We start from the raw sequence: 25,176 nt of genomic DNA, 5'->3' as shown, positions 1-25,176 counted from the left end.
AACGGCCTCTACTTTAATCAAAAGCCTCACTTGCCTCAATCTTTCGCCACTTCGATTGTAGATTATTTAGCGTTTGGCTCTTAATATATGCACTAACTAATCAATACTAGTGGTATAAACCTTGAAACATAACCTGATCTCAGCGCTACGTTATCTCAGTTTAAGCCTTATGCTTTTGCTTGCAGCCTGTAGTAGTGGCCCTACAAAGCCACCCATTGTTGCTATCGACCTGCCTTCAATTGCAGTTGCGCCCGAGCATAACGCCGAGTTTTACTTGGATCAGGCCAGCATTGCGCCAGTAGAGCAAACCTTTGAGTGGGAACTGCTAGCCGCTAAAGCTTACTACCAACAGGGTATGTTCCAAGCCGGTGATGCGGTTATTAACTCACTTAAGCAACAAAGCGATACAGTAGAACGAGAAGCTGGTTTACGCTTAGTTAGTGCTTACTCGCAACAACTTCAGGGTAAATACACTCCAGCTTTAAACTTGTTAGATTTTGACCCCGCATGGCAGCTACCCGCCGACTATTGGTATGCTTACTACCAAAGCCGTGGTGAGATTTACCAAAAACAAAATAACCCCTTAGCAGCCTCTGGCGCATTTATTGAGCTAGACCGTTATTTAGCAGAACAAGACCATGCGGCAAACCATCAAACTATTTGGCAGCTATTAAAACCACTTACCGCATTCACCCTTCGCAGTTTTCAACAGCCGGGTAACGAATTACGCAATGGTTGGCTAGAAATTGTTGCGATAAGCAACGAACCTAAACAATCTCCGGAGAAACTGGTTGCTAAGTTACAAACTTGGAAAACTGAATACCCAGCTCACCCTGCGCTAGATTATGTGGGTGGAGATCTAGCAAAAGCGCTAAGCATTACTCCTTATGCGCCGCAAAAAGTAGCAGTTTTACTCCCTTTAAGTGGCAAATACCAAAATAACGGTTTAGCGGTAAAAGACGGTTTAGTATCGGCTTTCTTAGATGGCCAAACAGAATTCGCTAGTGATGCTGAGCTGGTGTTTTACGATACCCAATCCCAAGCAATGGAAACGCTTTACCCACAGCTTGAACAAGACCAAATCGACTTCATCGTAGGGCCTTTATTAAAATCGCAGCTACGTAGTCTGTTAAGCCTTGCTCCTACACAACCGGTGTTTGCTCTTAACGATGTGCAAGCTGGCGAACAAGAGCAACAGTTTTTCTTCCCACTCTCGCCAGAGGATGAAGCCAAGCAAGCCGCTCAGTTTATGGCGCAACGTGAAGAGCAAAATCCACTGTTGTTAGCACCTCAAAGCAGCTTAGGTAAGCGCATGGCCGAGTCATTTACAGAGGAATGGGAGAATAATTCGAGCTCTCCAGTAGATGTTATTTACTATGCCAATCGCAACGATTTGCAGCGCGCTGTGCGCAAACTATTACATACCGATTTGAGCCAACAGCGGATTAGCCAATTCAAACAGATTCTTGGCCAAGACTTAGAAGCAGAGGTTCGATCTCGCAGTGACGCGAGATCTCTTTATTTAGTTGGCAATAACACTGAAACAAAACTCATCAAGGCATTTATCGACGTTACGGTAAGCCCATTTTCGGTAAGCCCTCGCTTGTATGCTAGCTCACGCAGCTACGACAAAAATGATGAGACCAGTGAAAACGAACTCGATGGTATCTACATCAGCGAAATGCCTTGGATATTAGAGCAACAGTCGGTAAATGCTATTCGACATCAGCAGCTTTGGCCTAGCTCTTCAGACTCACAAAAGCGTTTGTACGCATTGGGTTACGATGCCTACTCGCTCATTAGTCAACTAGCGCAAATGCGCGGCTATTCAGACTACCAGCTTAGTGGTTTAACCGGAAAATTGAGTGTTAACCAACAAGGCTTGGTGATAAGACAGCTAACCTGGACTCAATATAAAGATGGCCAACTGGTTCCCTTGGAAATCCAAGCTAACACGCTTCAAGACCAAGATATTGAATAAAGGGCAAGCTGCAGAACAGCAAGCGGCCAACTATTTGAGCAAACAAGGTTTACGCCTGGTGGAGCAAAACTATCACTGCCGCCGAGGCGAGATAGATCTAATTTGTAAGCAAGGCGATATCTGGGTTTTTGTAGAAGTAAAATACCGCAAAAGCCTAAGCCATGGCGGTGCCGCAGCAGCAGTAGACCAGCACAAAATGCACCGCGTACTGCTGAGCGCTCAACACTATTTACAACAAAAAAATTTGAACCAATTTGATACTGCAATGCGTTTTGATGTAGTTGCTATTCAAGAGCAAGCACCTTACCTAGAATGGTTTCAGAACGCGTTTGGGGAATAACATGCAAGAACGAATTAAAGAAATTTTTAGAGAAAGCATACAAACCAAAATAGCTGCAGCAGAGGCATTGCCTGATGCCATTGAAAAAGCAACGGTAATCATTGCCCATGCATTGCTCAATGGCAACAAACTGCTCATTGCAGGCAATAGCGCAGGTGCTGCGCTTGCCCAACAGTTTTCAGCCAACTTGGTTAATCGTTTTGATACCGAGCGCCCTAGCCTTCCCGCTTTGGCTCTTAGCACCGACAGTTCGGTGTTATCGGCCATTGCTAATGATTACTCCTTTGATGAAATTTTCGCCAAGCAAATTCGCGCCTTAGGTCAGCAAGGTGACGTACTGGTGGCGATTTCAGATTCAGGCAATTGCCGCAACGTGATTAAAGCTATGGAGGCAGCAGTAAACCGCGATATGACAATTATTGCGCTAACCGGTAAAGATGGTGGCGAAATGGCCGGTCTGCTTAGTGAGCAAGACGTTGAAATTAGAGTGCCAGGTGAGCAAAGCGTGCGCATTAACGAAGTACACTTGCTGGCATTAAACAGTTTATGTGATTTAGTAGACCGTACGTTGTTTCCCCAACAGGAGGATTAAAGGATGTTACGTATCATCACCGTTGTTGTTTTGGCAGGGCTATTACAAGCCTGTGCTGGAGCAGTTGTAGTGGGTGCTGGAGTGGCAGCTGGTGCTGCAACAGACAGGCGCACCATAGGCACTCAATTTGATGACCAAACTATAGAACTACAAGCACTTAGTGAACTGGGTAAAGAAGAAGACATTTGGCGAGAAAGCAAGCTATCGGTGGTTGCGCTGAATGGCAGAGTACTGGTAATTGGCCAAACGCCAAACCAAGAATACTTCAATAAAATCACTCAAGTTGTTCGCGATGTAAGTGGTGTGCAACAAGTGCTTAACGAAGTACGCATTAAAGCACCAGTATCTTTAGGCGTGCGTAGCAACGACTCTTGGATCACCACCAAAATCAAGTTCAAAATCTACGAAGACAGCCAGCTTCCACCGGGTAAGATTAAAGTTATCACAGAAGACAGTGAAGTATTTCTTATTGGTTTTGTCACAGCTGAAGAGGAAAGCTTAGCCATCGACATTGCTCGCCATGAAACCGGTGTGGCTAAAGTAATTAAGGTATTTGAGCTAATTGAAGCCAGTTAGCTATTTTAAAGCAGATACAAAAAAGCGCCTATCGGCGCTTTTTTTATTTTACGATGGTGAGAGTTGGCTTTTTCGGAGTATCCTCTTTCTCCACAATCTCTTCAGGCTGACTCTCAAGCTCTTCCGCTTGCTCGTAAGCAGCTTCTGGCTCAAACACGGTACCTGCACCATTTTCTCGTGCATAAATGGCGACAACGGCTGCCATAGGCACATAGACCTGAAATGGCTTACCACCAAAACGCGCGCTAAAACTTACGTGCTGTAAATCCATATTAAACGCTGCAATTGCCGAGGGAGCAATGTTTAGAACAATTTGCCCATCATTGATAAACTGGCTAGGTACGGTCACGTTAGCTTGGGTAGCATCCACCACCAAGTGTGGAGTCAGCTCGTTGTCTAACAACCAATCAAAAAAAGCCTTAAGCAAATAAGGCCTATTTGGGGTCATCTCTTCACTCATTAACCTAAGAACCCATCGCGAATTTCACGCTCTGCATCGGTCAGTGAAGCTTGGAAAGATTCACGATCGAATACACGAATCATATAAGATTTAATTTCTTTAGAACCCGCGCCTTCTAGCTCGATACCTAAAGTAGGTAAACGCCAAAGTAGTGGTGCTAAGTAACAATCTACTAGGCTAAATTCTTCACTCATAAAGTAAGGCATTTCAGCAAAAACCGGGGCAATGCTTAAAAGGCTTTCTGTTAATTGCTTACGTGCAGCTTCGGCGTTCTCACCTTTATCAATTTGCGCAACCAAGGTGTACCAGTCGTTTTTAATACGGTGCATCATAAGGCGGCTTGAACCACGTGACACAGGGTACACTGGCATTAACGGCGGATGAGGAAAACGCTCATCTAAATATTCCATGATGATCTGCGATTGGTACAACACCAATTCACGATCAACTAAGGTTGGAACAGAGCTGTACGGATTCAAATCAATTAAGTCTTCCGGTAAGTTATCCGGATCAACCTGATTAATTTCTACGCTGACGCCTTTCTCAGCCAAAACGATACGTACCTGATGACTATATAAGTCGTTAGCACCAGAGTATAGCGTCATTACCGAACGCTTGTTGGCAGCTACAGCCATTGAATCCTCCAAAAACCATCTAAAATAAATACACAAACGGCAACAGCATAAATGCTATTGCCGATAACTAAATACTAGCTCAAGACTTAGTGTACGTCGCGCCAGTATTCTTTCTTCAATAGATAACTAATAATGAAGAAAATGAATAAGAAACCAAGCACCCAGTAACCAAGACGTTTACGCTCTAGCTGAATAGGTTCAGCAGAGTAAACTAAAAAGTTAACTAGGTCTAAAACAGCGTGGTCATACTCATCATCGCTCATCTCACCGCTGCCATCTGATTGGATGCCAACGTAGATTTGCTGATCTTCACCATCAATCATTCTTGTTTCATAAACCGCGTTTGGCACACCTTGCAACTCTTGCAACACATGCGGCATACCAACACTTGGGAATACTTTGTTATTCACCCCAAATGGACGCGTCTCATCAACATAAAATGAACGTAAATAGGTATATACCCAATCAGCTCCACGAACTCGAGCTACTAAGGTTAAATCTGGAGCTGGCGCACCAAACCACTTAGCAGCGTCTTTTTCTTGGATGGCATTTTGCATCAATTCACCTGGTTTTACCCCGGTAAAAATCAAGTTTTCTTCCATTAACTTAATTGGAATACCTAAATCTTCTGCTACACGATTATAACGCTGGTATTGAGCACTATGACAGCCAAAACAGTAATTCATAAATAACTTGGCGCCGTTTTGTAACGAAGCTTTATCACTTAAGTCATAGTTCGCTTTGTCTAAAGGAACTGTCGAACCAGCGGCAAACGCCAAGCTAGGAACCAGCAACGCGAATGCTAAAAAAATATTTTTCATCATTTGGTCACCCTTTCTGGAACTGGCTTAGTTTTCTCGTTTTTACTGTAAATCCACAGTAGTAGGAAATAACCAAAGTAACCAACAGTTGCGATACGTGCGATCCAAGTTAATAGGTCGGTTGAAGGTAAAGCACCTAGCACCCCTAGAATCACAAAACATATAACAAACTGAGCGATGTTAAGCTTATGTATGACACTACGGTAGCGAATTGACTTCACTTTACAGCGGTCTAACCACGGTAATACAAATAACACCGCAATAGATGCGCCCATCATCACTACACCCAGTAATTTATCGGGTACCGCACGCAAAATTGCATAGAACGGTGTGAAATACCAAACCGGCGCAATATGCTCTGGTGTTTTAAGCGGATTAGCTGCTTCAAAGTTTGGCGGCTCTAGGAAGAAGCCTCCACCTTCTGGGAAGAAGAACATCACCCAACAGAAGAAGAACAAGAAGCCTACAATGGCCGCTAAGTCTTTAACCGTAAAGTAAGGGTGGAAAGGTATGCCGTCTTTCGGCCAACCATTCTCGTCTTTGTTCGCTTTAATCTCGATGCCGTCTGGGTTGTTAGAGCCAACTTCATGCAGCGCTACAATGTGTAAAAACACCAACATAACCAGCACTAAGGGCAATGCAATAACATGCAAAGCAAAGAAGCGGTTAAGGGTTGCCCCAGAGATAACATAGTCCCCACGGATCCACAGAGTGAGGTCATCACCAATTACCGGTATAGCCCCAAACAGCGAAATAATTACCTGCGCCCCCCAGTAAGACATTTGTCCCCAAGGAAGTAAGTAACCCATGAATGCTTCGGCCATTAATACCAAGAAAATTAACATCCCGAACAACCAAATCAGTTCGCGAGGTTTTTGGTAAGAGCCGTAAATTAAGCCACGATACATGTGCAAATAAATCACCACAAAGAAAGCTGACGCCCCGGTGGAATGCATGTAACGCAGTAGCCAACCATATTCCACATCACGCATGATGTATTCAATAGAGGCAAATGCTCCATCACCTGATGGGTTGTAATTCATAGTTAACCAAATACCTGTAAGGATTTGATTAACTAATACCACCATGGCAATAAAGCCAAAAATATACCAAAAGTTAAAGTTTTTTGGTGTCGGGTATTGGCCCACATGTTTATTGTAGGTCTTAGTCAACGGGATCCGTTCATCGATCCAACCGATAAGTGCCTTCATCTTATGCCTCTCCCTGGTCCAAGCCGACCAAAATGGTGGTTTCATCAACATAGTAATGTGGAGGAACAACCAAGTTTAGTGGTGCTGGTACACTTTGGAATACTCGTCCGGCCATATCAAACTTCGAACCATGACAAGGACAGAAAAATCCATATTCAACACCTTTTACTTGTTCAGCAAAGCTGCCAGGTAAATAGGTGGGTGAACAGCCAAGGTGAGTACACAAGCCCACACCCACAAATAGCTCAGGTTTAATTGAGCGATGTACGTTGACTGTATAATCGGGTTGCTGAGGCTCCTCGGATTCAGGGTCACGTAACCTATCACCAATGGTGTTTAAGTTATCGAGAACCGACTGAGGACGGTTAACCACCCAAACAGGTTTACCACGCCATTCAACACGTAGTAATTGTCCAGGTTCTATTTTGCTAATATCCACTTCTACCGGTGCTCCAGCTGCTTTAGCTTTGGCACTCGGATTCCATGAACTGATAAAAGGTACTGCGGCAAACGTTGCTCCTACACCACCGACAACAGCTGTTGTCCAGGTTAGGAAGCGACGGCGGCCAGCATCGACAGGAGCGTTGCTCATCCAATGTCTCTCCGGTAAGGATCCGCGCAATTATTGTAATTTTCCTTGCGGCATGCTGCACAAGGTAGCGTTTTTCTGCTACTGGTAGCGTTTACTTGCTACTACATTATTGCAGGTAAATGCGAACAAAATAGTAATAAAAAACACACAAATTGACAAGGGAAATCAAGGTTTTTAACCTTTTAGAATAAAGAAAAGCCCGGCATAGCCGAGCTTTTTTGTAACACGAATGTGTATAGCAATTAACGTTTAGAGAATTGCGGACGACGACGTGCTTTACGTAGACCAACTTTCTTACGCTCAACTTTACGCGCATCACGGGTAACGAAACCAGCTTTACGTAGCTCAGGACGTAGACTTTCGTCGTATTCCATAAGAGCACGAGTGATACCGTGACGGATAGCACCAGCTTGACCAGTTGTACCACCACCTTTAACGGTAACTAGTAGGTCAACTTTTTCTAACAATTCAGTTAGTTCAAGTGGTTGACGAACTACCATACGAGCAGTTTCACGGCCAAAGTAAACTTCCAAAGTGCGGTTGTTTACAGTGATGTTACCACTACCTGCTTTTAAAAATACGCGAGCAGTAGAGCTTTTGCGACGGCCAGTGCCGTAGTATTGATTCTCAGCCATTATTCAAATTCCGTAACTTAAATGTCTAATACTTGTGGTTGCTGAGCCGCATGAGTGTGCTCAGGTCCAGCGAATACTTTCAGTTTACGGAACATTGCACGGCCTAGAGGACCTTTTGGCAACATACCTTTCACTGCAGACTGGATAACACGCTCAGGAGCTTTTTCGATTAACTTTTCAAAGCTAATTGATTTTAAGCCACCTGGGTAACCAGTGTGCGAGTGGTAAATTTTACCTTTCGCTTTGTTGCCTGTTACGGCTACTTTCTCAGCGTTAATTACGATGATGTAATCACCAGTATCAACGTGAGGAGTATATTCAGCTTTATGCTTACCGCGTAGGCGAGAAGCGATTTCAGTTGCGATACGACCCAGAGTTTTACCATCTGCATCTACAACGTACCAGTCGCGTTTAACGCTGTCTGGCTTGGCTACAAAAGTTTTCATTTGTATATATAACCCAAAATAACTGTTACACATGTGTTTGTGATAATCACAAACGTGAAAGTAGCCACTCATAGTATCCCTTCGAATACGGAGTAAGCTGGATTGTTAGTATCACCAAATCGGTGACATGTAACGTGGGGTGGCAAGATTATAGGGGAAGTACAAAAAAAAACCACCCTTAATTGCGATTATTTAAGGTAAGTGTTCTCTTTCTAAGTACTCGTGAGACTGCATCTCTTGTAAACGAGACAAACAACGCTCAAATTCAAAGCTTAATCGGCCGCCTTGGTAGAGCTTCTCTAGCGGCACTTCTGCCGCAATAATCAACGTAACGTTTCGCTCATAGAACTCATCAATCAAGGCAATAAAGCGACGGGCAGCATCATCATTTTTTGCCCCCATTGCCACCACACCCGATAGCAGCACCGTGTGATAAAGCCTTGCCAGCTCGATGTAATCTAACTGGCTTCTCGCCCCTTCACATAACTCACTAAATTCAACATGCAGTACGCTATCGGCCTCATTGACAAAGTTAATCATCCGCTGATTAATTTCAATCTGACCAAGCGCTTGACGCGGTTCGTTAGACAACTGCAAAAAATACTGGGCCAAGTTTTGTTCCGCTTGTTGATCTAGCGGGTGATGATAAATCTCAGCCTCATTAAGGGTTCGCATTCGATAATCACTGCCACCATCTACATTGATGATTTGGCAATGTTGTTGAATCAACTTGATGGTTGGGATGAAACGCTGTCGCTGCAAACCATTGCGATACAAATCTTCTGGCGGAATATTAGAAGTAGCAATCAGGGTAACACCACGCTCAAATAAAGCTTCAAACAGAGTTCCTAAAATCATCGCATCGGTAATGTCTGAGACAAAAAACTCATCAAAGCAGATAACCTCTGCCTCTTGATATAAACGATCTGCCACGACCTCTAGGGGATTAGTTTGGGCAGTTAAGCTTTTTAACTCTTGATGCACCCGCTGCATAAAGCGGTGGAAATGCACTCGCATTTTGCGTTGCTGGGGTAAGCAGTTAAAAAATGTGTCCATGAGGTAGGTTTTTCCTCGGCCAACGCCTCCCCACATGTAAAGGCCTTGAACAGAAGGCTTAGTGAGTACATCAGCGTTAGAAAATCGACTTATTAACTTGGAAAAAAAAGATGAGGGAACAGCAGCGGAAGCGGGCTTTTCGTTTAATTGTTCAAATACGCGTTGCAGCTGGGTAACGGCGAATGCCTGTGCATTGTCTTTTATAAAATCATGAGCTTGCAGATCTTGCTCGTATTGTTGCTGTGGAGTCATCCTTTCCCTATTCCCAGAACCCGCTAAAATTAGTCGAAAATTGATAGTACCATGTGAAAGCATTCTCAAGTATATTGAAAGTTCATCAAGACCAACAAAGGAATAATATGAGCGCAATTAGCAGTATGATTTTTCTTCTTATTGGTGTCGCTATTGGCTTCTTCCTTAGTCGTATAGCATCAAAGCCGGTTGGTAGCGATGCCAATATGAAGCAAGAACTCGAACAAAATGAAGCTGAGTTAGACAGTTATAAAGAGCAAGTTCAAGAGCACTTTGCAACCAGTGCTCAACTACTTGAAGACATGGCTAAGCAATACCAAGGCATATACGAACATATGGCCAGCCAGTCAAAATCATTAATCAGCGAAGACGTAGCTCAGCCGCAGCTATTTGCTGATTATCAAGAAAAGTTAGAGCTAGACGAAACGGTTGAATCAAGTGAAGCCCAACCGAAAGATTACTCTAATCAACCATCTGGTTTATTTACCGAAGCTCAGCGTAAAGCTAGCTAAATCATTGAACTTTTTAAACTAAGCAGGGTCATTAAGATCCTGCTTTTTTATAATGACATGTGTTTATTGAGGTATTTAGATGAGTGTTTCCACTAAGAAATTTGTCATTGTATTGTTGTCTCTCTTTCTCGGCATCAATACCTTCCAAGCTCACGCTGCCCTGCCTTTTTCCGTTGGTGGCGAAGAACTTCCCAGCTTAGCCCCAGTGCTTGAACAAGCCACCCCCGCCGTGGTTAATATCTCTGTTGCGGGTACTAAAGTTTCTCAACAACAACTTCCAGAGTTATTTAAGTACTTCTTCGGTCCAGAAGGTAATCCTGGTAACGCCGAACAAGAGCGCCCTTTTCAAGGCCTAGGTTCCGGTGTAGTAGTTGATGCAAAAAAGGGTTACGTAATCACCAATTACCATGTGATTCACGAAGCTGATGAAATTGTTGTCACTCTCAAAGATGGCCGCACCTTTGAAGCGGAAGTATTGGGTAGTGATCGTCATACCGATATTGCACTGCTGCAAATAGAGGCCGATGAACTGGTTGATATTAAGCTGGCAGATTCTGATGAGCTTCGTGTAGGTGATTTTACTGTCGCTATTGGTAACCCTTTTGGCCTAGGCCAAACCGTCACTTCAGGCATAGTGAGCGCATTGGGGCGGAGTGGTTTAAACATTGAAAACCTAGAAAACTTCATTCAAACCGATGCTGCGATTAATAGCGGGAACTCTGGCGGTGCCTTAATCAACTTACGCGGTGAGCTAATTGGCATCAACACCGCAATTATTGCGCCTAACGGTGGCAACATCGGTATTGGTTTCGCCATTCCAAGTAACATGGTGCGTAATTTAGCGGATCAAATTATCGAGTTTGGTGAAGTACGTCGAGGCGTGCTGGGTGTAACCGGTGGCGAGCTTAACAGTGATTTAGCCAAGGCTTTTGGCACCGACTCGCAACATGGCGCGTTTGTTAACCAAGTTATGCAGGGGTCAGCGGCCGATAAAGCCGGCATTGAGCCAGGCGACATCATCATTGCCGTTGATGATAAAAAGGTGAAAAGCTTTGCTGAACTGCGTGCCAAAATTGGCACCATGGGCGCAGGTAAAACCATTAAAATTGGCGCAATTAGAGACGGTAAACCTATCGATTTTAAAGTGACCTTACAGCAGGCAGAAGAACAAAACATTAATGCTAAGGTAATGCACCCTGCCCTTGAAGGCGCAAGTTTGAGCTCTACCGGTAAAGACGCAGACATATCAGGCGTGCGAGTCAATAAAGTTGCGCGTAACTCTAAAGCCTTTGCTAACGGCTTAGAAGAAGGCGATATCATTATTGGCATCAACAAAATTCGCATCACGAGTATCGCTGATTTGCGCGCCCTCTTGGAAACCGAGCCCAAGGTGCTAGCTGTAAATATTCAACGCGGTGATGAAAACCTCTACCGAATCATTCAATAGATTGAGATGATTAACAATAAAGGCGACTTATTAGTCGCCTTTTCTTTTGTCTCCAGAATCTGCGTGCTATGCTGAGAATCTAGCCGGAGAAGAACAATTGTTAGCTATAATCAAGTATTTACTCAAGCCCGCTTTTTTTGGATTAGCAATAGCACTGGGCATTTTGTTTGCGTTTCCGGAATTTCGTGAAAACAGTAAGCAACTGCTCGATGACTATACCGATACACCGCTAGTCAGCTACGCACAAGCGTCTAGGCGCGCGGCGCCCGCAGTGGTAAATATCTATACCCGCAGCTTCTTACAATCTTATGTGAATGTAGACACTCAACTCGAGTCTCAAGGTTTAGGCTCTGGCGTTATTATGTCTAAACAAGGTTTTGTATTAACCAACCTTCACGTTATTGCCAACTCCGATCAAATTGTCATCGCCTTACAAGATGGCCGCGTATTTAATGCCGATTTAGTGGGTGGCGACATGATCACCGACCTCGCTGTACTTAAAATTGAAGCCTCTCCAGATCTCCCTGTTATTCCGCAAAACGACCAATTGGCAACGCAGGTTGGTGATGTAGTGTTGGCAATAGGTAACCCATACAACGTAGGCCAAACCATTACCCAAGGCATTATTAGCGCTGCTGGACGCAGCGGTATGAGCTCAACCGGCCGCCAAGACTTTTTACAAACCGATGCAGCGATTAACCGTGGTAATTCTGGTGGCGCTTTAGTGAATACTCGTGGTGAGTTAGTGGGAATTAATACCTCTGCCTATCACTTAAACGATGCAGCTGATACTTACGGGATTAGTTTTGCTATTCCTTATGTATTAGCCAAAAAAATCATGCAGGGGCTGATTAAAGACGGCACCATTGTACGTGGTTATCTAGGCTTAGACGGGCAAAAAATTACGCCTTTACTCGCCTCTCGCTTAAAGCTAAATGAAACCCGAGGGGTAATTGTGAGTGGGCTTGATCCAAGCGGCCCAGCTGGTAAAGCAGGTATTCAAGCAAATGACATATTGGTGAGCATTGCAGGGACAGATATCGAGTCAATCAAACAGGCCATGGATATTGTGGCGGAAACGCGCCCAGGCTCAGAGATTATGGTTCGCCTATATAGAAACGGGGAACTACTTGAGCTCCCCGTTAAGATTACTGAGTTAAAACTGCCTACTCGACCTACGAGCGGTCGTTAAAACGAGTAATTTTTGCACCTAGGTTGGCAAACTTGGTTTCGATGTTTTGATAACCGCGGTCAATATGGTAAATCCGGTCGACTACGGTTTCGCCTTCAGCGACCAATGCAGCAATCACTAAGCTAGCAGACGCACGTAAATCAGTCGCCATTACCTGCGCGCCAGTTAAGTGCTCAGAATGCTTACAAATAGCGGTATTACCTTCTAACTCAATTTCCGCCCCCATACGCATTAACTCTGGCACGTGCATAAAGCGGTTTTCGAAGATAGTCTCCGTCACGTGTCCGGTGCCTTCAGCAACAATGTTTAACACGGTAAACTGTGCTTGCATATCGGTAGGGAATGCTGGATGAGGTGCTGTTTTCACGTTTACGGCTTTAAGCTGACAGCCTTGCATATCAACTTCAATCCAGTCTTTACCACTAGTAACCTTAGCGCCCGCTTCTTCCAACTTAGAAAGCACCGATTCCATTAAACCTGGATCGGTATGGGTACAACGCACTTTACCACCAGTTACCGCAGCACCCACCAAGTAAGTACCAGTTTCTATGCGGTCGGGTAAAACACTGTATTCGCCACTGTGTAAGCTCTCTACGCCATTAATTACAATGGTGTCGCTACCAGCACCTTTAATGTCGGCACCTAAGGTATTCAAGAAATCGGCTAGGTCAACCACTTCAGGTTCGCGAGCGGCGTTTTCTATAATGGTTTCGCCCTCAGCCAGCGCAGCAGCCATCATTAAGTTTTCTGTACCGGTTACACTCACCATGTCCATAAAGATGCGGGCACCTTTTAAGCGGCCGTCTACGCGAGCTTTTACATAACCATCTTCCACACTCATATTAGCTTGCATAAGCTCTAAGCCATGAATATGTAAATTAACTGGGCGCGCACCAATGGCACACCCGCCAGGTAGTGATACATCGGCTTCACCATAACGCGCCACTAATGGCCCTAAAGCCATAATAGAAGCTCGCATGGTTTTAACTAATTCATAAGGAGCAACAAAATCATTGGCTTTGCCCGCTTTAACAATAACGGTTTCGCCCTTAACTTCTACTTCGCGCCCAAGATGCTCAAGCATCTTACAAGTAGTGCCAATGTCTCTTAGCTGAGGAACATTGTGTAGAGTAACTTGCTCTTCACATAATAGGGTTGCAAAAAGGATTGGCAGAGCCGCGTTTTTTGCCCCCGAGATAGCCACTTCACCCTCTAGGCGGCAGCCACCTTCAATTCTAAACTTATCCACTAAAACTCCTAAAGACTACAATTGGCCAAACTTCTGTTGCTTTTGCCATTCATCAGGAGTGAACGCTTTTATTCCTAAAGCGTGAATTTCATTACTCGCAATGTACTCTTTCAGTGGTGCATAAACCGCTTGTTGTTTTTTAACTCGCGATAAATCCGTAAACATTGCACCAACAGCAACAACTTGAAAGTGATTACCTTCACCACTCACTTGCACATGCTCTAACTCAAGCGCTTGCGATAAGATTTCTTCGATTTGTTCTGGTTGCATAATTCGCTCCGCGTTAAGTGCGTTAATCTTCAAAGTGCAACAAGCTGTCTAACTCATAGAGTTTAAATAACAACTTGGCTTGTTCAGGACACTGCTTAATTAATAAGCGCTTACTGGGTTCCGGTTTTAACGCGGTGATAATAGCGGCTATTCCTGCAGAGTCAATCCGCTTGAGCTTCGCAAGATCTAATTCTTGAGCTTGGCAAGTCAGCAATTCGTTCCACTTAAGTGCAACTTGTTGGCTATCCCAATCTCCGCTAAGCGATAAACACTGCTGCTCAACGCTCAATTCTGCCTTCATGATTTAGACTCATTAGCCGCAAAGTTTTTGTCTTGTAGCAGCTTAATAACCCCATCAATACCATTGGCGCGAATCAGACTATCCATCTCAGATTGTTTTGTTGAAAGTAAACTAACACCCTCTGCGATGAGATCGTAGGCCAGCCAACGGTCGGGGCTGTCAGGTGTTTTATTCTTAAGCTTACGGAACTTAAACTCCAACTTAATCGGTGGACGTTCACCATCAACAAATTGCGCTTTAACGCCAACTTTAGATTTTCCTTCTACAGAGCGTTCTGGCTCAATATTTACTTGTTGTTGCTTGTATTGACCCAAAGCTTGAGTGTAAGTGCTTACTAAATATTCTTTAAAAGCGGCGGTAAACTCTACCCGTTGCGGCTTAGTGGTTTTTTTAATTTGCTTACCTAACACTACAAAAGAGGCGTAGCGATAGTCGATGTGCGGCATTAACTGTTCGCGCACAATATCTTCAATTTGCTGAGCGGAATCCGCGGCGTCTCTATCTACTTCGGCTAAGCGACTAAAGGTTTGCTCTGCCACATAGCTCATCAAACGATAGGGGTTTTCGTTTACTTGTTCAGCTAAAGCATTAACACTAAACAGCAGTGTTACTGCCAACATCAAGCGTCTTATAAACATGCTATTTCTCCGTTATAGAAAACAGGAATTGCCCAATTAGTTCTTCAAGTACTAACGCCGATTTGGTGTCTTCGATCACATCACCGTCATTCAAGTCTTCAATATCATCCAATACAAAACCCGGTGTCAGACCAATATATTGCTCACCTAACAAGCCGGCTGTAAGAATGGATAATGAACTGGTCTCGGGGTAAAAACCATATTGACGATACATGCTTAAGGTGACTTTTGGCATGTAATCCTCAGTATCAAGGTGAATCTTCTCTACACGACCAACAACCACACCGCCAACTTTCACTGGCGAGCGTGCTTTTAGCCCGCCGATATTGTCGAACTTAGCATACAAGGTGTAGGTATCGGTGTTTTTACCTAATTGGCTATCAGCTATTTTAAGTGACAAAATCAGTAAGGCTGCAATGCCTAGCAATACAAACAAACCAACCGACAATTCTAATTTATTTACTTTCATGTTATTCCCTAAACCTAGCTGCCAAACATCAAGGCGGTTAGTACAAAATCCAAGGCTAAAACCAACAAAGAGGCGTGCACTACGCTGCGTGTAGTCGCTTGGCTAATTCCCTGAGCGCTCGGCATCGCATCGTAGCCATTAAATAACGCCACCCAAACTACTGTTATAGCAAACACCGCGCTTTTAATAATGCCATTGCCAATGTCTTGACCAAATTCTATTGAAGCTGCGGTAATTGACCAGAAGCTACCGTTATCAACTCCCAGCCACTCAACACCAACCAGAAATCCGCCCCATATACCTACTAGGTTGAACATTAAAGTAAGCAGCGGCATGGCGATAAAGCCAGCCCATAAACGTGGAGCAATCACCCGTTTAAGTGGATCAACGGCCATCATTTCCATACTCGAGAGCTGTTCGGTGGTTTTCATCAAACCTATTTCAGCTGTTAACGCTGAGCCAGCTCTGCCGGCAAACAACAATGCGGTAACTACCGGGCCAAGTTCTCGCAATAGTGACAAAGCCACCATGGGACCAAGGCTGGTCTCTGCACCAAAATCTACCAGTATATGGTAGCCCTGCAGCGCTAACACCATGCCAATAAACAAGCCCGAAACCGCAATAATAGGCAGTGACTGCACGCCCACCACATAAATCTGGCGAATGGTGTCTTTAAGTAGCTGCTTGCTGGGAAAAGTTAATAAAGCATGCCAAAGCATTAAACTAGCTCGTCCCAGAGCCCCTACACGTAATAAGGTGTTGCGGCCTAAAGCTGCAATAGCGTCAATCATAAACTCGCCTTTAATGCTTGCGCGTAGTCTTCAGCAGGATAATGAAATGCGGCTGGGCCATCGGCCTGCCCTTCAAGGAATTGAGCCAAGCGTGGGTTAGGATTATTAGCAATCTCCGCCACCGTTCCTTGCGCTAGTACGCTGTGACCATCAATCACAAACACATAGTCAGCAATGCTCAATACTTCATTCACATCGTGGGAAACAATTACTGAGGTAAGCTGCAGGCTTTGGTTCAAACCCTGAATAAGCTTAATCAGCACGCCCATAGAGATTGGGTCTTGGCCAACAAAAGGCTCATCATAAAGAATGATCTCTGGCTCTAAGGCAATCGCTCGTGCCAGCGCTACTCGGCGTGCCATGCCGCCCGACAAATCACCCGGCATCAGTTGAGCAGTGCCGCGTAGCCCTACCGCTTGTAGCTTCATTAGCACTAAGTTACGTAATACTGGTTCTGGCAATTGAGTATGCTCGCGAAGCGGGAAGGCAACATTCTCAAACACGTTAAGGTCGCTAAACAAAGCGCCGCTTTGGAACAGCATGCCAATTCGCTTACGCAGTTTAAACAATTCGCTACGACTAAGCAGGTGAACATTTTGCTGATCGATAAGCACTTCGCCGCCAGTTGGTTTTAACTGACCGCCAATTAATTTGAGTAAGGTTGTTTTACCAATACCACTAGGCCCCATAATGGCAGTGATTTTACCAGTGGGAATATGCAGGTCTAAGCCTTCAAAGATGACTTTATCGCCACGCTGAAACGCCAGTTGTTTTACTTCAATCAAACTATCTGCCACTCCGTGAGCAATCTTGATTGGCCAAGGCAGACATATTATTGAGATAATTGCTTACACTCAAGGCTAAACTCTTCCCTTTTACTGGGAAAATGCCGACAATGCTTCGATTTTTTTGCATCGTGGATATTTTTAAACTTAAGGACTTACATGCTAGTTGAATTTTTATTGTTGGTTGTAGGCTTAGCATTGTTGGTATGGAGTGCCGACCGTTTTGTTTTTGGCGCAGCGGCCATTGCCAACAATTTTGGTTTATCGCCAATGATTATTGGCTTAACCATTGTGGCTTTAGGCTCCTCGGCGCCAGAGATCATGGTGTCGGCCACAGCGTCTTTAGAAGGCAAAATGAATACCGCGGTAGGAAACGTGATTGGTTCCAATATCACCAATATTACCTTGGTGTTGGGTTTAACTGCCCTACTTAAGCCCTTAATGGTTTCGTCTTCTACTTTATTTAGAGAGTTACCAATGGTACTCGGGGCAACAGCAGTTGCTGGTTGGGTACTTCACGATAAACAACTCGGTTACCTTGAAGGCGTAATATTGCTCAGCTTATTTGTAGCAATGATGGCCTACTTAATTATCAATTCGCTACGTCAACGCAGCAGCAATAAAGTTGATCCAATGGTTGAGGAAGCAGAATCGGAAGTACCTAACGATGTGCCAACCAGCAAAGCCTTATTGTGGCTAGTGGTGGGGATTATCGTGCTGCCGCTTAGCGCCGATTTGTTGGTGGGCTCGGCCTCAGAAATCGCTCGCTACTTTGGCATGAGTGATTTGGTGATTGGCTTAACCATTATTGCTATTGGCACCAGCTTGCCTGAGTTGGCAGCGTGTATTGCTGGTGTGATTAAAAAAGAAGACGACTTGGTGCTGGGTAATATTATTGGCTCCAACCTTTTCAATATTCTCGCCGTATTGGCGGTACCAGCCATGTTGTCACCGGGGCCGATTGATGCCAACGCAGCCGGACGTGACTTTTATGTAATGATGGGAGTCACCGTGCTGTTATTTATCATGGCCATGGGCTTTGGTAAAAGCCGTAAAATCACCCGCTGGGAAGGTGGCTTATTGTTAAGCGGCTTCATAGGCTACCAAATGCTATTATTCTTAGCATAAGTCGCTGTTGTTACTAATTTGTAAATCAAGGGGAAGTGAGTGTCATTTGATTACGTCGCTGTTGCTAAGCGTGTATTAGAGATTGAAAGCTTGGGTATTGATAACCTTCACCAGTATATCAACCAAGACTTTACCGCCGCTTGCGAAATGATTTTGGCCTGTAAAGGTAAGGTAATTCTCACTGGCATGGGTAAATCGGGTCATATCGCCAATAAAATTGCTGCTACTTTAGCTTCTACTGGCACCCCGGCCTTTTTTGTTCACCCTGGCGAAGCATGTCATGGCGACTTAGGCATGATTGCCGCCGACGACATTGTATTAGCCTTATCTAATTCGGGTGAATCTGAAGAAATCTTATCGCTTTACCCAGTATTTAATCGTATTGGTGTGCGCTCTATAGCCATGACCAGCAATCCGAGCTCGTCAATGGCCAAGCTGGCTAACTACCATTTGTGCATCTCGGTTCCTCGTGAAGCTTGCCCCCTAGGTTTAGCGCCAACGGCAAGTTCTACCGCCACATTAGTTATGGGTGATGCCCTAGCAGTAGCCCTGTTAGAAGCTCGCGGTTTTACCGCCGATGACTTTGCTCTATCTCACCCTGGCGGTACTTTAGGTAAAAAACTGCTATTGAGTGTGAGTGACTTAATGTTAACTGGGGAACAAATCCCACTGGTAACAGTCGAACAAACTATTCGCGAAGCCTTATTTGAAATTACCGCCAAAGGCTTAGGCATGGTGGGCGTACTTAACGCCGAGCAACAACTAGCCGGTATTTTTACCGATGGAGATTTACGCCGTATTCTTGATCAACGCATCGACATTCACGACACCCCAATAGGCCAAGTGATGACCGAAAACCCCAAGGTGATAGAAGATACTTGGCTAGCTTTCGATGCCTTAAAACTGATGAAGGCTAAATCAATCAATGGCTTGTTTGTGCTCAAGGACAACACTGTAGTCGGTGCGTTTAATATGCATACCTTGTTGCAAGCTGGAGTTTATTAGTGAGCATTAACACACCTTATGGCGAAGTAAGCCAAAGCAACTTTGATGCAGCGTCGAAGATTAAACTGTTAGTGTGCGATGTAGATGGCGTGTTCTCCGATGGCCGCATTTACATGGGTAACGACGGCGAAGAACTAAAAGCTTTTCATACTCACGACGGCTTTGGCATTAAAGCACTGCTTAATATTGGTATCGAAGTCGCCATTATTACCGGCCGCCAATCTAATATTGTGCAGCATCGTATGCAGGCTTTAGGCATTACTCGCATTTATCAAGGTCAACAAGACAAACTGGTGGCCTACCAACAAATGCTGGAGCAACTGTCATTACGCCCTGAAGAAGTCGCCTATATTGGCGATGACGTGGTAGACACTCCAGTGATGCGCGCCTGTGGTTTAGGTGTGGCAGTACAAGACGCCCATCCATTGTGTAAACAAAGCGCCCACTTTATTACCCAAACCCGCGGCGGCTTTGGCGCGGTGCGAGAGCTTTGTGATTTACTATTACAAGCCAAAGGCGAGTTGGATAATGCTCAAGGTATGAGCGTATGAATCGCCCCACTTGGTTTTTTGCTAGCCTATTTGTGCTGGCCTTGGTGCTGTGGCAACTCAGCCCCTCAGAAACAGAGCAGTTAAGTGCCAAGCGTGAAGCGAGCAAACCAAACTTTGTTGCAGAAAAACTCTACAGCGTAAGCTTTGGCGAGAACGGTAGCCCACGCTATCGTATCTACGCTGAGGAAATGGAGTTTTTTGAACAACTTAAGCACACTACTTTTGCTCAACCCAAGATCCTAGTGTACCCAGATCCTAGCCAACCTGTATGGCAAATTGTGGCCGATCACGCTACAGTACAGCAGCAGCAAAACGTCATTTTAAATGACAATGTAGTAATTAAAAATTTGAGTCGAGGCGAGTATGTTCGCGACTTAATAACCGAAAGATTGGAGATCGATCTGCAAACAGAAACCATGAGCAGCGATCAACCTGTTACCGTATATGGCCCTTCATACGAACTGTATGGGGTTGGCATGGACGGTGATTTAGCCAACGAAATAGTGACTTTATTAGATGATATCGAAGCGGTTTACCACAATCCACAAGAGTAAGTTAGCCCTTGCCGCTAGCTTGTTTATGCTTTCTTGGGGTTCACAAGCACTAGAAGACGACTTCAATAAACAAATTATTGTTGATGCTGACCGTCAACAGGTCAACATCAAAGAAAACCGAGTAACTTTTTATAATAATGTAGTGGTTACTCAAGGTTCGATAAAAATGCATGCCGAAGAACTGAGTGTTATTGGCAGTGAAGAAAAAGGTAGTGAAGTGATGATCGCCAAAGGCGAGCCTGCTACTTTTTATCAGTTACTTGATAGTGGCAAACCAATCGAAGCAGAGGCTAACGAAGTGCGTTACGACTTAAAAACCCAAACGCTAACACTCACTACCAATGCCCAACTCAAACAAGAAGAGAGCTTGGTAAAAGGTAACATGATCAAATACAGCATCAATAAACAAGAAATGGTGGCACAAGGTGACGAAAATAGCCGTGTAACCACCATTTTCCAGCCTCAGCAGCTTGAAGAGCTTACGCCCAAGGAAGACCAGCAATAATGAGTACCCTAATTGCTGAAAACTTAGCTAAGGCCTACAAAGGTCGCAAGGTAGTCAAAAACGTAAGTTTAAATGTAGAAACAGGCAAAATTGTCGGTTTACTGGGGCCAAATGGTGCCGGTAAAACCACCACTTTCTATATGGTGGTGGGTTTAGTGCCACGCGACCAGGGTCGAATTCTCATCGACGATGATGATATATCTAGCACAGCGATGCACACTCGCGCACGTAAAGGCATTGGCTACCTTCCACAGGAAGCCTCTATTTTCCGCCGTTTATCGGTTGAGAAGAACATCCTTGCGGTGTTAGAAACCCGTAAAGACTTAGATAAAGAGCAGCAGATAGGTGCACTAGATGACCTATTAGAAGAGTTTCATATTGGTCATATTCGTAAAAATCTCGGCATGAGCTTGTCGGGCGGTGAACGTCGAAGAGTCGAGATTGCCCGTGCGCTCGCGGCTGCGCCTAAGTTTATTTTGCTTGACGAACCCTTCGCTGGGGTAGATCCTATTTCTGTTATCGATATTAAAAAGATCATTGAACACCTACGTGATCGCGGTCTAGGTGTACTCATTACCGACCACAATGTTAGAGAAACTCTCGATGTTTGTGAGCATGCCTATATCGTTAGCCAAGGCGAATTGATAGCCTCAGGAAAACCAAAAGAAATTCTTGAAAACGAGCATGTGAAACGAGTTTATCTCGGTGAGCAATTCAAGCTATAGTTAAAGTAGTAAGTTTTCAAAAAGACAATAAGAAGAAGGAACAGCGGTAGTTAATGAAAGCATCTTTGCAGTTGCGTCTTGGTCAGCAGTTAACCATGACCCCCCAGTTACAACAGGCCATTCGCTTACTCCAGCTTTCAACGCTGGATTTGCAGCAAGAGATTCAAGAGGCTCTGGAAAGTAACCCTCTACTTGAGGCGGATGAGTCTCACGCGAGTGATGGTGACGCAACTGACGCGAAATCAGCCAATGAGAAATCTACCGAAGCTGAATCCACAGCGGATATAGACAATAGTCAAATTGAAGCTGGCGATGCCATTAACCAAGAAACCGTCTCCGATGACCTACCGGTTGATTCCACTTGGGATGATATCTACAGCGCCAGTTCAGCCCCAGCTAGCTCTTCTAGCGGCGCGGTGAGCGATGACAACGACATGGTGTTTCAAGGCGAAACTGTCGACTCACTACAAGACCACTTATTGTGGCAAATGCAACTCACGCCATTTAGTGAAGTGGACCAAGCCATTGCCTTAGCCATCATTGATGCTGTCGACGCATCAGGTTACCTCACTCAAGATTGTGAGCAACTACTCGAAGGCCTACGTTCAAGCGCCAATAACGACTTAGACGTAGAGCTAGATGAAGTAGAAGCGGTACTAAAACGCATTCAGCACTTTGACCCTGTTGGCATTGCCGCCCGCTCCCTGCAAGAATGCCTACTAATTCAACTAAGTCGCTTTGCCGAAGATACCCCATGGTTAGTTGAAGCCAAAGATGTAGTATCAAACCACATTGATGTTTTGGCCAATCGTGACTTTCGCTTACTGGCCCGTAAAACCAAGCTTAAAGAAGATCAATTGCGCGAAGTTATGCGCTTGATTCATACCTTAGAGCCGCGCCCAGGCAATGCAGTAGAGCCTAATCAAGCACAATATGTGATTCCCGATGTATCGGTAGTCAAGCGACAAGGCCGTTGGGTAGTTGAACTCAACCCAGATGCAATGCCTAAACTACGGGTAAACTCTCACTATGCTTCATTAAGTAAAACCTCTAATGCCACCGATACCCAGTTTATCCGTAGCCATTTACAAGAAGCCAAGTGGTTTATTAAAAGTATTGAAAGCCGTAACGAAACCCTACTAAAAGTATCCAACTGCATTGTTCACCACCAACAAGCATTTTTTGAATATGGCGAAGAAGCCATGAAACCAATGGTATTGAACGATGTTGCCGAAGCCGTAGAAATGCATGAATCGACCATTTCTCGGGTAACCACCCAAAAATTCATGCATACACCTCGCGGCATCTTCGAGCTTAAATATTTCTTTTCTAGCCATGTGGCTACCGATGGTGGTGGTGAATGCTCATCAACAGCCATTCGTGCATTAATTAAGAAACTGGTAGCTGCCGAAAATACCAGTAAACCACTTAGCGATAGCAAAATTGCTGATATTTTGGCAGATCAGGGGATCAAGGTGGCAAGACGTACGATTGCTAAATATCGTGAGTCTTTAGCAATTCCACCTTCTAACCAACGTAAGAGCCTTATCTAAGGCCAATAAAAGGGGAAGATATCTATGCAAATTAACCTTACTGGACACCACGTAGAAATAACTGAGTCTTTGAAAGAATATGTCCACACCAAGTTTGCCAAACTCACCCGACGATTCGATCAGATTAACAATGTTCACGTCATTTTAAACGTAGAAAAACTGAACCAAATTGCTGAAGCAACATTGCACCTTAACGGCGGCGAATTATTTGCAACCTCTGAGCATTCTGACATGTATGCCGCCATCGACAGTCTGATTGACAAGCTTGACCGCCAAGTCATCAAACATAAAGAAAAACTCAACAAACGTTAATCACCCCAATGCAACTAAATAAAGTACTTAGCTTGAACTGCACTCTCAGTGCAGTTCAATGCTCTTCAAAAAAGCGCGCCCTAGAAATAGTCAGCGAATTGGCTGCTAAACAGCTTGATACCACCACCCAATGCATTTTCGAAAGCTTGTTAAGTCGAGAAAAAATGGGCAGTACTGGTATTGGCCAAGGCATCGCTATTCCTCACGGTCGTATCGATAACCAACATCAAGCCACTGCGGTTTTCTTACGCTGCGATCCACCCATTTCTTTCGATGCTATTGATAATAAACCAGTAGATTTGGTTTTTGCGCTACTGGTTCCCGAAGATCAATGTAAGCAGCATCTTAATACTCTTGCTCAAGTAGCTGAAAAACTTAACGATAAGCAGGTATGTAAACAACTTCGTTGCGCACAAAGTGATGACGAATTGTACGACATCATGGTAGCCTAATACTCTAATCAGCCTTAGGGATTATCATGGAACTGATCATCGTTAGTGGGCGCTCGGGTTCAGGAAAAACCGTCGCCTTAAGAGTATTAGAAGATCTTGGCTACTACTGCGTCGATAATTTGCCAGTAGTACTATGGCAATCGCTCATCGATAACTTAACAAAGACCTATAGCAAAGTTGCTATTAGTATCGATATTCGTAACCTCCCTGATGAACTTTCTCCAGTTGGGCAGCTCATTCGAGATGCCAGTCCCGATGTGAACTTACTGAGCATCTTTTTGGATGCAAAAGACGAAGCGCTGATCCGCCGTTACAGTGAAACACGCCGAGTTCACCCACTTAGTCGAAGCGACTTATCCTTAGCTGAAGCTATAGAATCAGAGACCGAGCTATTAGCGCCTATTTCTAGAAATGCAGATTTACGCATCGATACCTCACGTTTATCGGTGCACGAGCTAAGTGGCTTGATTCGCTCGCGGGTTACCGGCGATCAGCAACAACAGTTGATTTTGGTCTTTGAGTCTTTTGGCTTTAAGAATGGCGTGCCTAACGATGCCGACTACATGTTTGATGCGCGTTTTTTGCCTAACCCCCATTGGCAAGAGGAATTGCGCCCACTTACTGGCTTAGACAAAGCAGTGCAAGAGTATTTGTCTGCGCAGCCTTTAGTTAATCAATATGTCGAGCAAATCAGTCAACTATTAGAATCTTGGTTGCCCCATTTGGAAGCCAATAACCGCGCCTACTTAACCATTGCCATTGGCTGTACTGGCGGGCAGCATCGTTCGGTGTATGTCGCTGAGCAACTGGCTAGCCATTTTAGCTCTCAACGTAAGGTTCAGCGACGCCATCGCACCTTGGAGCATCGCCTTGAAGCTCACTAGACAAGTTATTGTAAAGAACAAGCTAGGCTTGCACGCTCGCCCGGCTACAAAGTTAGTTGAACTGGCGCAACAGTTTGACGCTGAACTCACCATCATTGATGGCGAGAAAACCGCTTCTGCGGCCAGCGTGATGGGCCTGCTAGTATTAGCCAGCGCTCAAGGGAGCACCTTAACCATTGAGTCGGAAGGAGCCGACGCAGAGGCTGCATTAGATGCGGTACAAGCTTTGGTGGAAGCCAACTTCAACGAAGAATAA

General features: G+C 44.7%; 33 protein-coding genes. 18 read left to right on the top strand and 15 right to left on the bottom strand.

The window, feature by feature from the left end:
- Positions 1–121: 121 nt before the first annotated feature.
- From K5609_RS03665 to dolP, 4 genes are read left to right on the top strand one after another with little or no spacing between them, the layout of a single operon-like run.
- Positions 122–1,981 (top strand): penicillin-binding protein activator, encoded by a 1,860-nt coding sequence (locus K5609_RS03665; protein WP_221076000.1) that lies wholly within the window; start codon positions 122–124, stop codon positions 1,979–1,981.
- The gene (locus K5609_RS03660; RefSeq protein ID WP_246611940.1) at positions 1,974–2,321 is read left to right on the top strand and encodes a YraN family protein; all 348 of its coding nucleotides are present in this window, start codon (positions 1,974–1,976) and stop codon (positions 2,319–2,321) included. The genes K5609_RS03665 and K5609_RS03660 overlap by 8 nt, the downstream gene beginning before the upstream one ends.
- Position 2,322: 1 nt before the next feature.
- Complete coding sequence (locus tag K5609_RS03655; protein ID WP_221075998.1) at positions 2,323–2,913, top strand: D-sedoheptulose-7-phosphate isomerase; 591 nt, start codon at positions 2,323–2,325, stop codon at positions 2,911–2,913.
- Positions 2,914–2,916: 3 nt separating this feature from the next.
- Positions 2,917–3,489, top strand: a complete 573-nt coding sequence (gene dolP / locus K5609_RS03650; RefSeq protein ID WP_221075997.1) for a division/outer membrane stress-associated lipid-binding lipoprotein — start codon at positions 2,917–2,919, stop codon at positions 3,487–3,489.
- 43 nt (positions 3,490–3,532) lie between these two features.
- Here dolP and K5609_RS03645 read toward each other — a convergent pair whose 3' ends face one another.
- The 8 genes from K5609_RS03645 to zapE all read right to left on the bottom strand — a co-directional run bounded on the left by K5609_RS03645 (position 3,533) and on the right by zapE (position 9,597).
- Positions 3,533–3,937, bottom strand: coding sequence for a ClpXP protease specificity-enhancing factor (locus K5609_RS03645; RefSeq protein ID WP_221075996.1), 405 nt, complete (start codon positions 3,935–3,937; stop codon positions 3,533–3,535).
- 11 nt (positions 3,938–3,948) lie between these two features.
- Entirely contained in the window at positions 3,949–4,584 is a 636-nt protein-coding gene (gene sspA / locus K5609_RS03640; RefSeq protein ID WP_221075995.1) for a stringent starvation protein SspA, read from the bottom strand.
- A gap of 86 nt (positions 4,585–4,670) precedes the next feature.
- Positions 4,671–5,405 (bottom strand): cytochrome c1, encoded by a 735-nt coding sequence (locus K5609_RS03635; RefSeq protein ID WP_040306950.1) that lies wholly within the window; start codon positions 5,403–5,405, stop codon positions 4,671–4,673.
- A complete protein-coding gene (locus K5609_RS03630) occupies positions 5,405–6,616 on the bottom strand; it encodes a cytochrome b (RefSeq protein ID WP_016400764.1) in 1,212 nt (403 codons plus the stop codon). The genes K5609_RS03635 and K5609_RS03630 overlap by 1 nt, the downstream gene beginning before the upstream one ends.
- Position 6,617: 1 nt before the next feature.
- A complete protein-coding gene (gene petA, locus K5609_RS03625) occupies positions 6,618–7,208 on the bottom strand; it encodes a ubiquinol-cytochrome c reductase iron-sulfur subunit (RefSeq protein ID WP_221075994.1) in 591 nt (196 codons plus the stop codon).
- A gap of 242 nt (positions 7,209–7,450) precedes the next feature.
- Positions 7,451–7,843, bottom strand: a complete 393-nt coding sequence (gene rpsI / locus K5609_RS03620) for a 30S ribosomal protein S9 (protein WP_221075993.1) — start codon at positions 7,841–7,843, stop codon at positions 7,451–7,453.
- A gap of 17 nt (positions 7,844–7,860) precedes the next feature.
- Positions 7,861–8,289, bottom strand: coding sequence for a 50S ribosomal protein L13 (gene rplM / locus K5609_RS03615; RefSeq protein WP_016400761.1), 429 nt, complete (start codon positions 8,287–8,289; stop codon positions 7,861–7,863).
- Positions 8,290–8,481: 192 nt separating this feature from the next.
- On the bottom strand, positions 8,482–9,597 hold the full coding sequence (gene zapE, locus K5609_RS03610; protein ID WP_221075992.1) for a cell division protein ZapE: 1,116 nt from the start codon (positions 9,595–9,597) through the stop codon (positions 8,482–8,484).
- A 107-nt stretch (positions 9,598–9,704) separates the two neighbouring features.
- Between zapE and K5609_RS03605 the strand changes: the two genes are divergently transcribed.
- The 3 genes from K5609_RS03605 (at position 9,705) to degS (ending at position 12,748) form a co-directional block, all read left to right on the top strand.
- Entirely contained in the window at positions 9,705–10,109 is a 405-nt protein-coding gene (locus K5609_RS03605; RefSeq protein ID WP_221075991.1) for a Z-ring associated ZapG family protein, read from the top strand.
- Positions 10,110–10,188: 79 nt separating this feature from the next.
- Positions 10,189–11,556 (top strand): Do family serine endopeptidase, encoded by a 1,368-nt coding sequence (locus K5609_RS03600; RefSeq protein WP_016400758.1) that lies wholly within the window; start codon positions 10,189–10,191, stop codon positions 11,554–11,556.
- Between the two features lie 97 nt (positions 11,557–11,653).
- Positions 11,654–12,748, top strand: a complete 1,095-nt coding sequence (gene degS, locus K5609_RS03595; protein ID WP_221075990.1) for an outer membrane-stress sensor serine endopeptidase DegS — start codon at positions 11,654–11,656, stop codon at positions 12,746–12,748.
- Here the strand turns inward: degS and murA are convergent.
- From murA to K5609_RS03560, 7 genes are read right to left on the bottom strand one after another with little or no spacing between them, the layout of a single operon-like run.
- Positions 12,732–13,997 (bottom strand): UDP-N-acetylglucosamine 1-carboxyvinyltransferase, encoded by a 1,266-nt coding sequence (murA, locus tag K5609_RS03590; RefSeq protein WP_016400756.1) that lies wholly within the window; start codon positions 13,995–13,997, stop codon positions 12,732–12,734. The genes degS and murA overlap by 17 nt on opposite strands.
- 15 nt (positions 13,998–14,012) lie before the next feature.
- Positions 14,013–14,267: a BolA family protein gene (locus K5609_RS03585; protein WP_016400755.1), complete on the bottom strand. Its 255-nt coding sequence runs from the start codon at positions 14,265–14,267 to the stop codon at positions 14,013–14,015.
- Between the two features lie 22 nt (positions 14,268–14,289).
- Positions 14,290–14,568: an STAS domain-containing protein gene (locus K5609_RS03580; RefSeq protein ID WP_221075989.1), complete on the bottom strand. Its 279-nt coding sequence runs from the start codon at positions 14,566–14,568 to the stop codon at positions 14,290–14,292.
- Entirely contained in the window at positions 14,565–15,206 is a 642-nt protein-coding gene (locus tag K5609_RS03575) for an MlaC/ttg2D family ABC transporter substrate-binding protein (protein WP_221075988.1), read from the bottom strand. The genes K5609_RS03580 and K5609_RS03575 overlap by 4 nt, the downstream gene beginning before the upstream one ends.
- A 1-nt stretch (position 15,207) precedes the next feature.
- Positions 15,208–15,675, bottom strand: a complete 468-nt coding sequence (gene mlaD, locus K5609_RS03570; RefSeq protein WP_221075987.1) for an outer membrane lipid asymmetry maintenance protein MlaD — start codon at positions 15,673–15,675, stop codon at positions 15,208–15,210.
- Positions 15,676–15,689: 14 nt separating this feature from the next.
- Complete coding sequence (gene mlaE / locus K5609_RS03565; RefSeq protein ID WP_425514833.1) at positions 15,690–16,466, bottom strand: lipid asymmetry maintenance ABC transporter permease subunit MlaE; 777 nt, start codon at positions 16,464–16,466, stop codon at positions 15,690–15,692.
- Positions 16,463–17,263 (bottom strand): ATP-binding cassette domain-containing protein, encoded by an 801-nt coding sequence (locus tag K5609_RS03560; RefSeq protein ID WP_246611939.1) that lies wholly within the window; start codon positions 17,261–17,263, stop codon positions 16,463–16,465. Before K5609_RS03560 ends, mlaE begins: the two co-directional genes overlap by 4 nt.
- A 147-nt stretch (positions 17,264–17,410) precedes the next feature.
- Here K5609_RS03560 and K5609_RS03555 point away from each other — a divergent pair, with 147 nt between their 5' ends.
- The 11 genes from K5609_RS03555 to K5609_RS03505 are packed head-to-tail and all read left to right on the top strand — an operon-like array spanning position 17,411 to position 25,176.
- On the top strand, positions 17,411–18,379 hold the full coding sequence (locus K5609_RS03555; RefSeq protein ID WP_221075986.1) for a calcium/sodium antiporter: 969 nt from the start codon (positions 17,411–17,413) through the stop codon (positions 18,377–18,379).
- A 39-nt stretch (positions 18,380–18,418) separates the two neighbouring features.
- Entirely contained in the window at positions 18,419–19,384 is a 966-nt protein-coding gene (locus tag K5609_RS03550; RefSeq protein ID WP_221075985.1) for a KpsF/GutQ family sugar-phosphate isomerase, read from the top strand.
- Positions 19,384–19,935 (top strand): 3-deoxy-manno-octulosonate-8-phosphatase KdsC, encoded by a 552-nt coding sequence (kdsC, locus tag K5609_RS03545; protein ID WP_221075984.1) that lies wholly within the window; start codon positions 19,384–19,386, stop codon positions 19,933–19,935. The genes K5609_RS03550 and kdsC overlap by 1 nt, the downstream gene beginning before the upstream one ends.
- The gene (gene lptC / locus K5609_RS03540; RefSeq protein WP_221075983.1) at positions 19,932–20,489 is read left to right on the top strand and encodes an LPS export ABC transporter periplasmic protein LptC; all 558 of its coding nucleotides are present in this window, start codon (positions 19,932–19,934) and stop codon (positions 20,487–20,489) included. The genes kdsC and lptC overlap by 4 nt, the downstream gene beginning before the upstream one ends.
- 25 nt (positions 20,490–20,514) lie before the next feature.
- Positions 20,515–20,994: a lipopolysaccharide transport periplasmic protein LptA gene (gene lptA, locus K5609_RS03535; protein ID WP_221075982.1), complete on the top strand. Its 480-nt coding sequence runs from the start codon at positions 20,515–20,517 to the stop codon at positions 20,992–20,994.
- Positions 20,994–21,719: an LPS export ABC transporter ATP-binding protein gene (gene lptB / locus K5609_RS03530; protein ID WP_221075981.1), complete on the top strand. Its 726-nt coding sequence runs from the start codon at positions 20,994–20,996 to the stop codon at positions 21,717–21,719. Before lptA ends, lptB begins: the two co-directional genes overlap by 1 nt.
- A gap of 53 nt (positions 21,720–21,772) precedes the next feature.
- Complete coding sequence (locus K5609_RS03525; protein ID WP_221075980.1) at positions 21,773–23,272, top strand: RNA polymerase factor sigma-54; 1,500 nt, start codon at positions 21,773–21,775, stop codon at positions 23,270–23,272.
- A 24-nt stretch (positions 23,273–23,296) separates the two neighbouring features.
- Positions 23,297–23,584, top strand: coding sequence for a ribosome hibernation promoting factor (gene hpf, locus K5609_RS03520; RefSeq protein ID WP_221075979.1), 288 nt, complete (start codon positions 23,297–23,299; stop codon positions 23,582–23,584).
- Between the two features lie 8 nt (positions 23,585–23,592).
- Complete coding sequence (gene ptsN, locus K5609_RS03515; RefSeq protein WP_221075978.1) at positions 23,593–24,036, top strand: PTS IIA-like nitrogen regulatory protein PtsN; 444 nt, start codon at positions 23,593–23,595, stop codon at positions 24,034–24,036.
- A 26-nt stretch (positions 24,037–24,062) separates the two neighbouring features.
- Positions 24,063–24,920: an RNase adapter RapZ gene (rapZ, locus tag K5609_RS03510; RefSeq protein ID WP_221075977.1), complete on the top strand. Its 858-nt coding sequence runs from the start codon at positions 24,063–24,065 to the stop codon at positions 24,918–24,920.
- The gene (locus K5609_RS03505) at positions 24,907–25,176 is read left to right on the top strand and encodes an HPr family phosphocarrier protein (protein ID WP_221075976.1); all 270 of its coding nucleotides are present in this window, start codon (positions 24,907–24,909) and stop codon (positions 25,174–25,176) included. Before rapZ ends, K5609_RS03505 begins: the two co-directional genes overlap by 14 nt.

This window comes from Agarivorans aestuarii (assembly GCF_019670125.1).
In the GTDB taxonomy this organism is placed as follows: domain Bacteria; phylum Pseudomonadota; class Gammaproteobacteria; order Enterobacterales; family Celerinatantimonadaceae; genus Agarivorans; species Agarivorans aestuarii.
This window is presented reverse-complemented; position numbering and strand designations above follow the sequence as displayed.

Excerpts from the sequence above, each read along its gene's own strand:
- lptA (WP_221075982.1), top strand. The coding sequence starts at position 20,515 with ATGCTTTCTTGGGGTTCACAAGCACTAGAAGACGACTTCAATAAACAA.
- mlaD (WP_221075987.1), bottom strand. The coding sequence starts at position 15,675 with ATGAAAGTAAATAAATTAGAATTGTCGGTTGGTTTGTTTGTATTGCTA.
- mlaE (WP_425514833.1), bottom strand. The coding sequence starts at position 16,466 with ATGATTGACGCTATTGCAGCTTTAGGCCGCAACACCTTATTACGTGTA.
- rplM (WP_016400761.1), bottom strand. The coding sequence starts at position 8,289 with ATGAAAACTTTTGTAGCCAAGCCAGACAGCGTTAAACGCGACTGGTAC.
- rapZ (WP_221075977.1), top strand. The coding sequence starts at position 24,063 with ATGGAACTGATCATCGTTAGTGGGCGCTCGGGTTCAGGAAAAACCGTC.
- K5609_RS03605 (WP_221075991.1), top strand. The coding sequence starts at position 9,705 with ATGAGCGCAATTAGCAGTATGATTTTTCTTCTTATTGGTGTCGCTATT.
- K5609_RS03645 (WP_221075996.1), bottom strand. The coding sequence starts at position 3,937 with ATGACCCCAAATAGGCCTTATTTGCTTAAGGCTTTTTTTGATTGGTTG.
- K5609_RS03585 (WP_016400755.1), bottom strand. The coding sequence starts at position 14,267 with ATGCAACCAGAACAAATCGAAGAAATCTTATCGCAAGCGCTTGAGTTA.
- petA (WP_221075994.1), bottom strand. The coding sequence starts at position 7,208 with ATGAGCAACGCTCCTGTCGATGCTGGCCGCCGTCGCTTCCTAACCTGG.
- lptB (WP_221075981.1), top strand. The coding sequence starts at position 20,994 with ATGAGTACCCTAATTGCTGAAAACTTAGCTAAGGCCTACAAAGGTCGC.
- ptsN (WP_221075978.1), top strand. The coding sequence starts at position 23,593 with ATGCAACTAAATAAAGTACTTAGCTTGAACTGCACTCTCAGTGCAGTT.
- K5609_RS03655 (WP_221075998.1), top strand. The coding sequence starts at position 2,323 with ATGCAAGAACGAATTAAAGAAATTTTTAGAGAAAGCATACAAACCAAA.
- lptC (WP_221075983.1), top strand. The coding sequence starts at position 19,932 with ATGAATCGCCCCACTTGGTTTTTTGCTAGCCTATTTGTGCTGGCCTTG.
- K5609_RS03600 (WP_016400758.1), top strand. The coding sequence starts at position 10,189 with ATGAGTGTTTCCACTAAGAAATTTGTCATTGTATTGTTGTCTCTCTTT.
- zapE (WP_221075992.1), bottom strand. The coding sequence starts at position 9,597 with ATGACTCCACAGCAACAATACGAGCAAGATCTGCAAGCTCATGATTTT.
- K5609_RS03630 (WP_016400764.1), bottom strand. The coding sequence starts at position 6,616 with ATGAAGGCACTTATCGGTTGGATCGATGAACGGATCCCGTTGACTAAG.
- K5609_RS03575 (WP_221075988.1), bottom strand. The coding sequence starts at position 15,206 with ATGTTTATAAGACGCTTGATGTTGGCAGTAACACTGCTGTTTAGTGTT.
- rpsI (WP_221075993.1), bottom strand. The coding sequence starts at position 7,843 with ATGGCTGAGAATCAATACTACGGCACTGGCCGTCGCAAAAGCTCTACT.
- hpf (WP_221075979.1), top strand. The coding sequence starts at position 23,297 with ATGCAAATTAACCTTACTGGACACCACGTAGAAATAACTGAGTCTTTG.
- K5609_RS03635 (WP_040306950.1), bottom strand. The coding sequence starts at position 5,405 with ATGAAAAATATTTTTTTAGCATTCGCGTTGCTGGTTCCTAGCTTGGCG.
- K5609_RS03580 (WP_221075989.1), bottom strand. The coding sequence starts at position 14,568 with ATGAAGGCAGAATTGAGCGTTGAGCAGCAGTGTTTATCGCTTAGCGGA.
- dolP (WP_221075997.1), top strand. The coding sequence starts at position 2,917 with ATGTTACGTATCATCACCGTTGTTGTTTTGGCAGGGCTATTACAAGCC.
- sspA (WP_221075995.1), bottom strand. The coding sequence starts at position 4,584 with ATGGCTGTAGCTGCCAACAAGCGTTCGGTAATGACGCTATACTCTGGT.
- K5609_RS03525 (WP_221075980.1), top strand. The coding sequence starts at position 21,773 with ATGAAAGCATCTTTGCAGTTGCGTCTTGGTCAGCAGTTAACCATGACC.
- K5609_RS03555 (WP_221075986.1), top strand. The coding sequence starts at position 17,411 with ATGCTAGTTGAATTTTTATTGTTGGTTGTAGGCTTAGCATTGTTGGTA.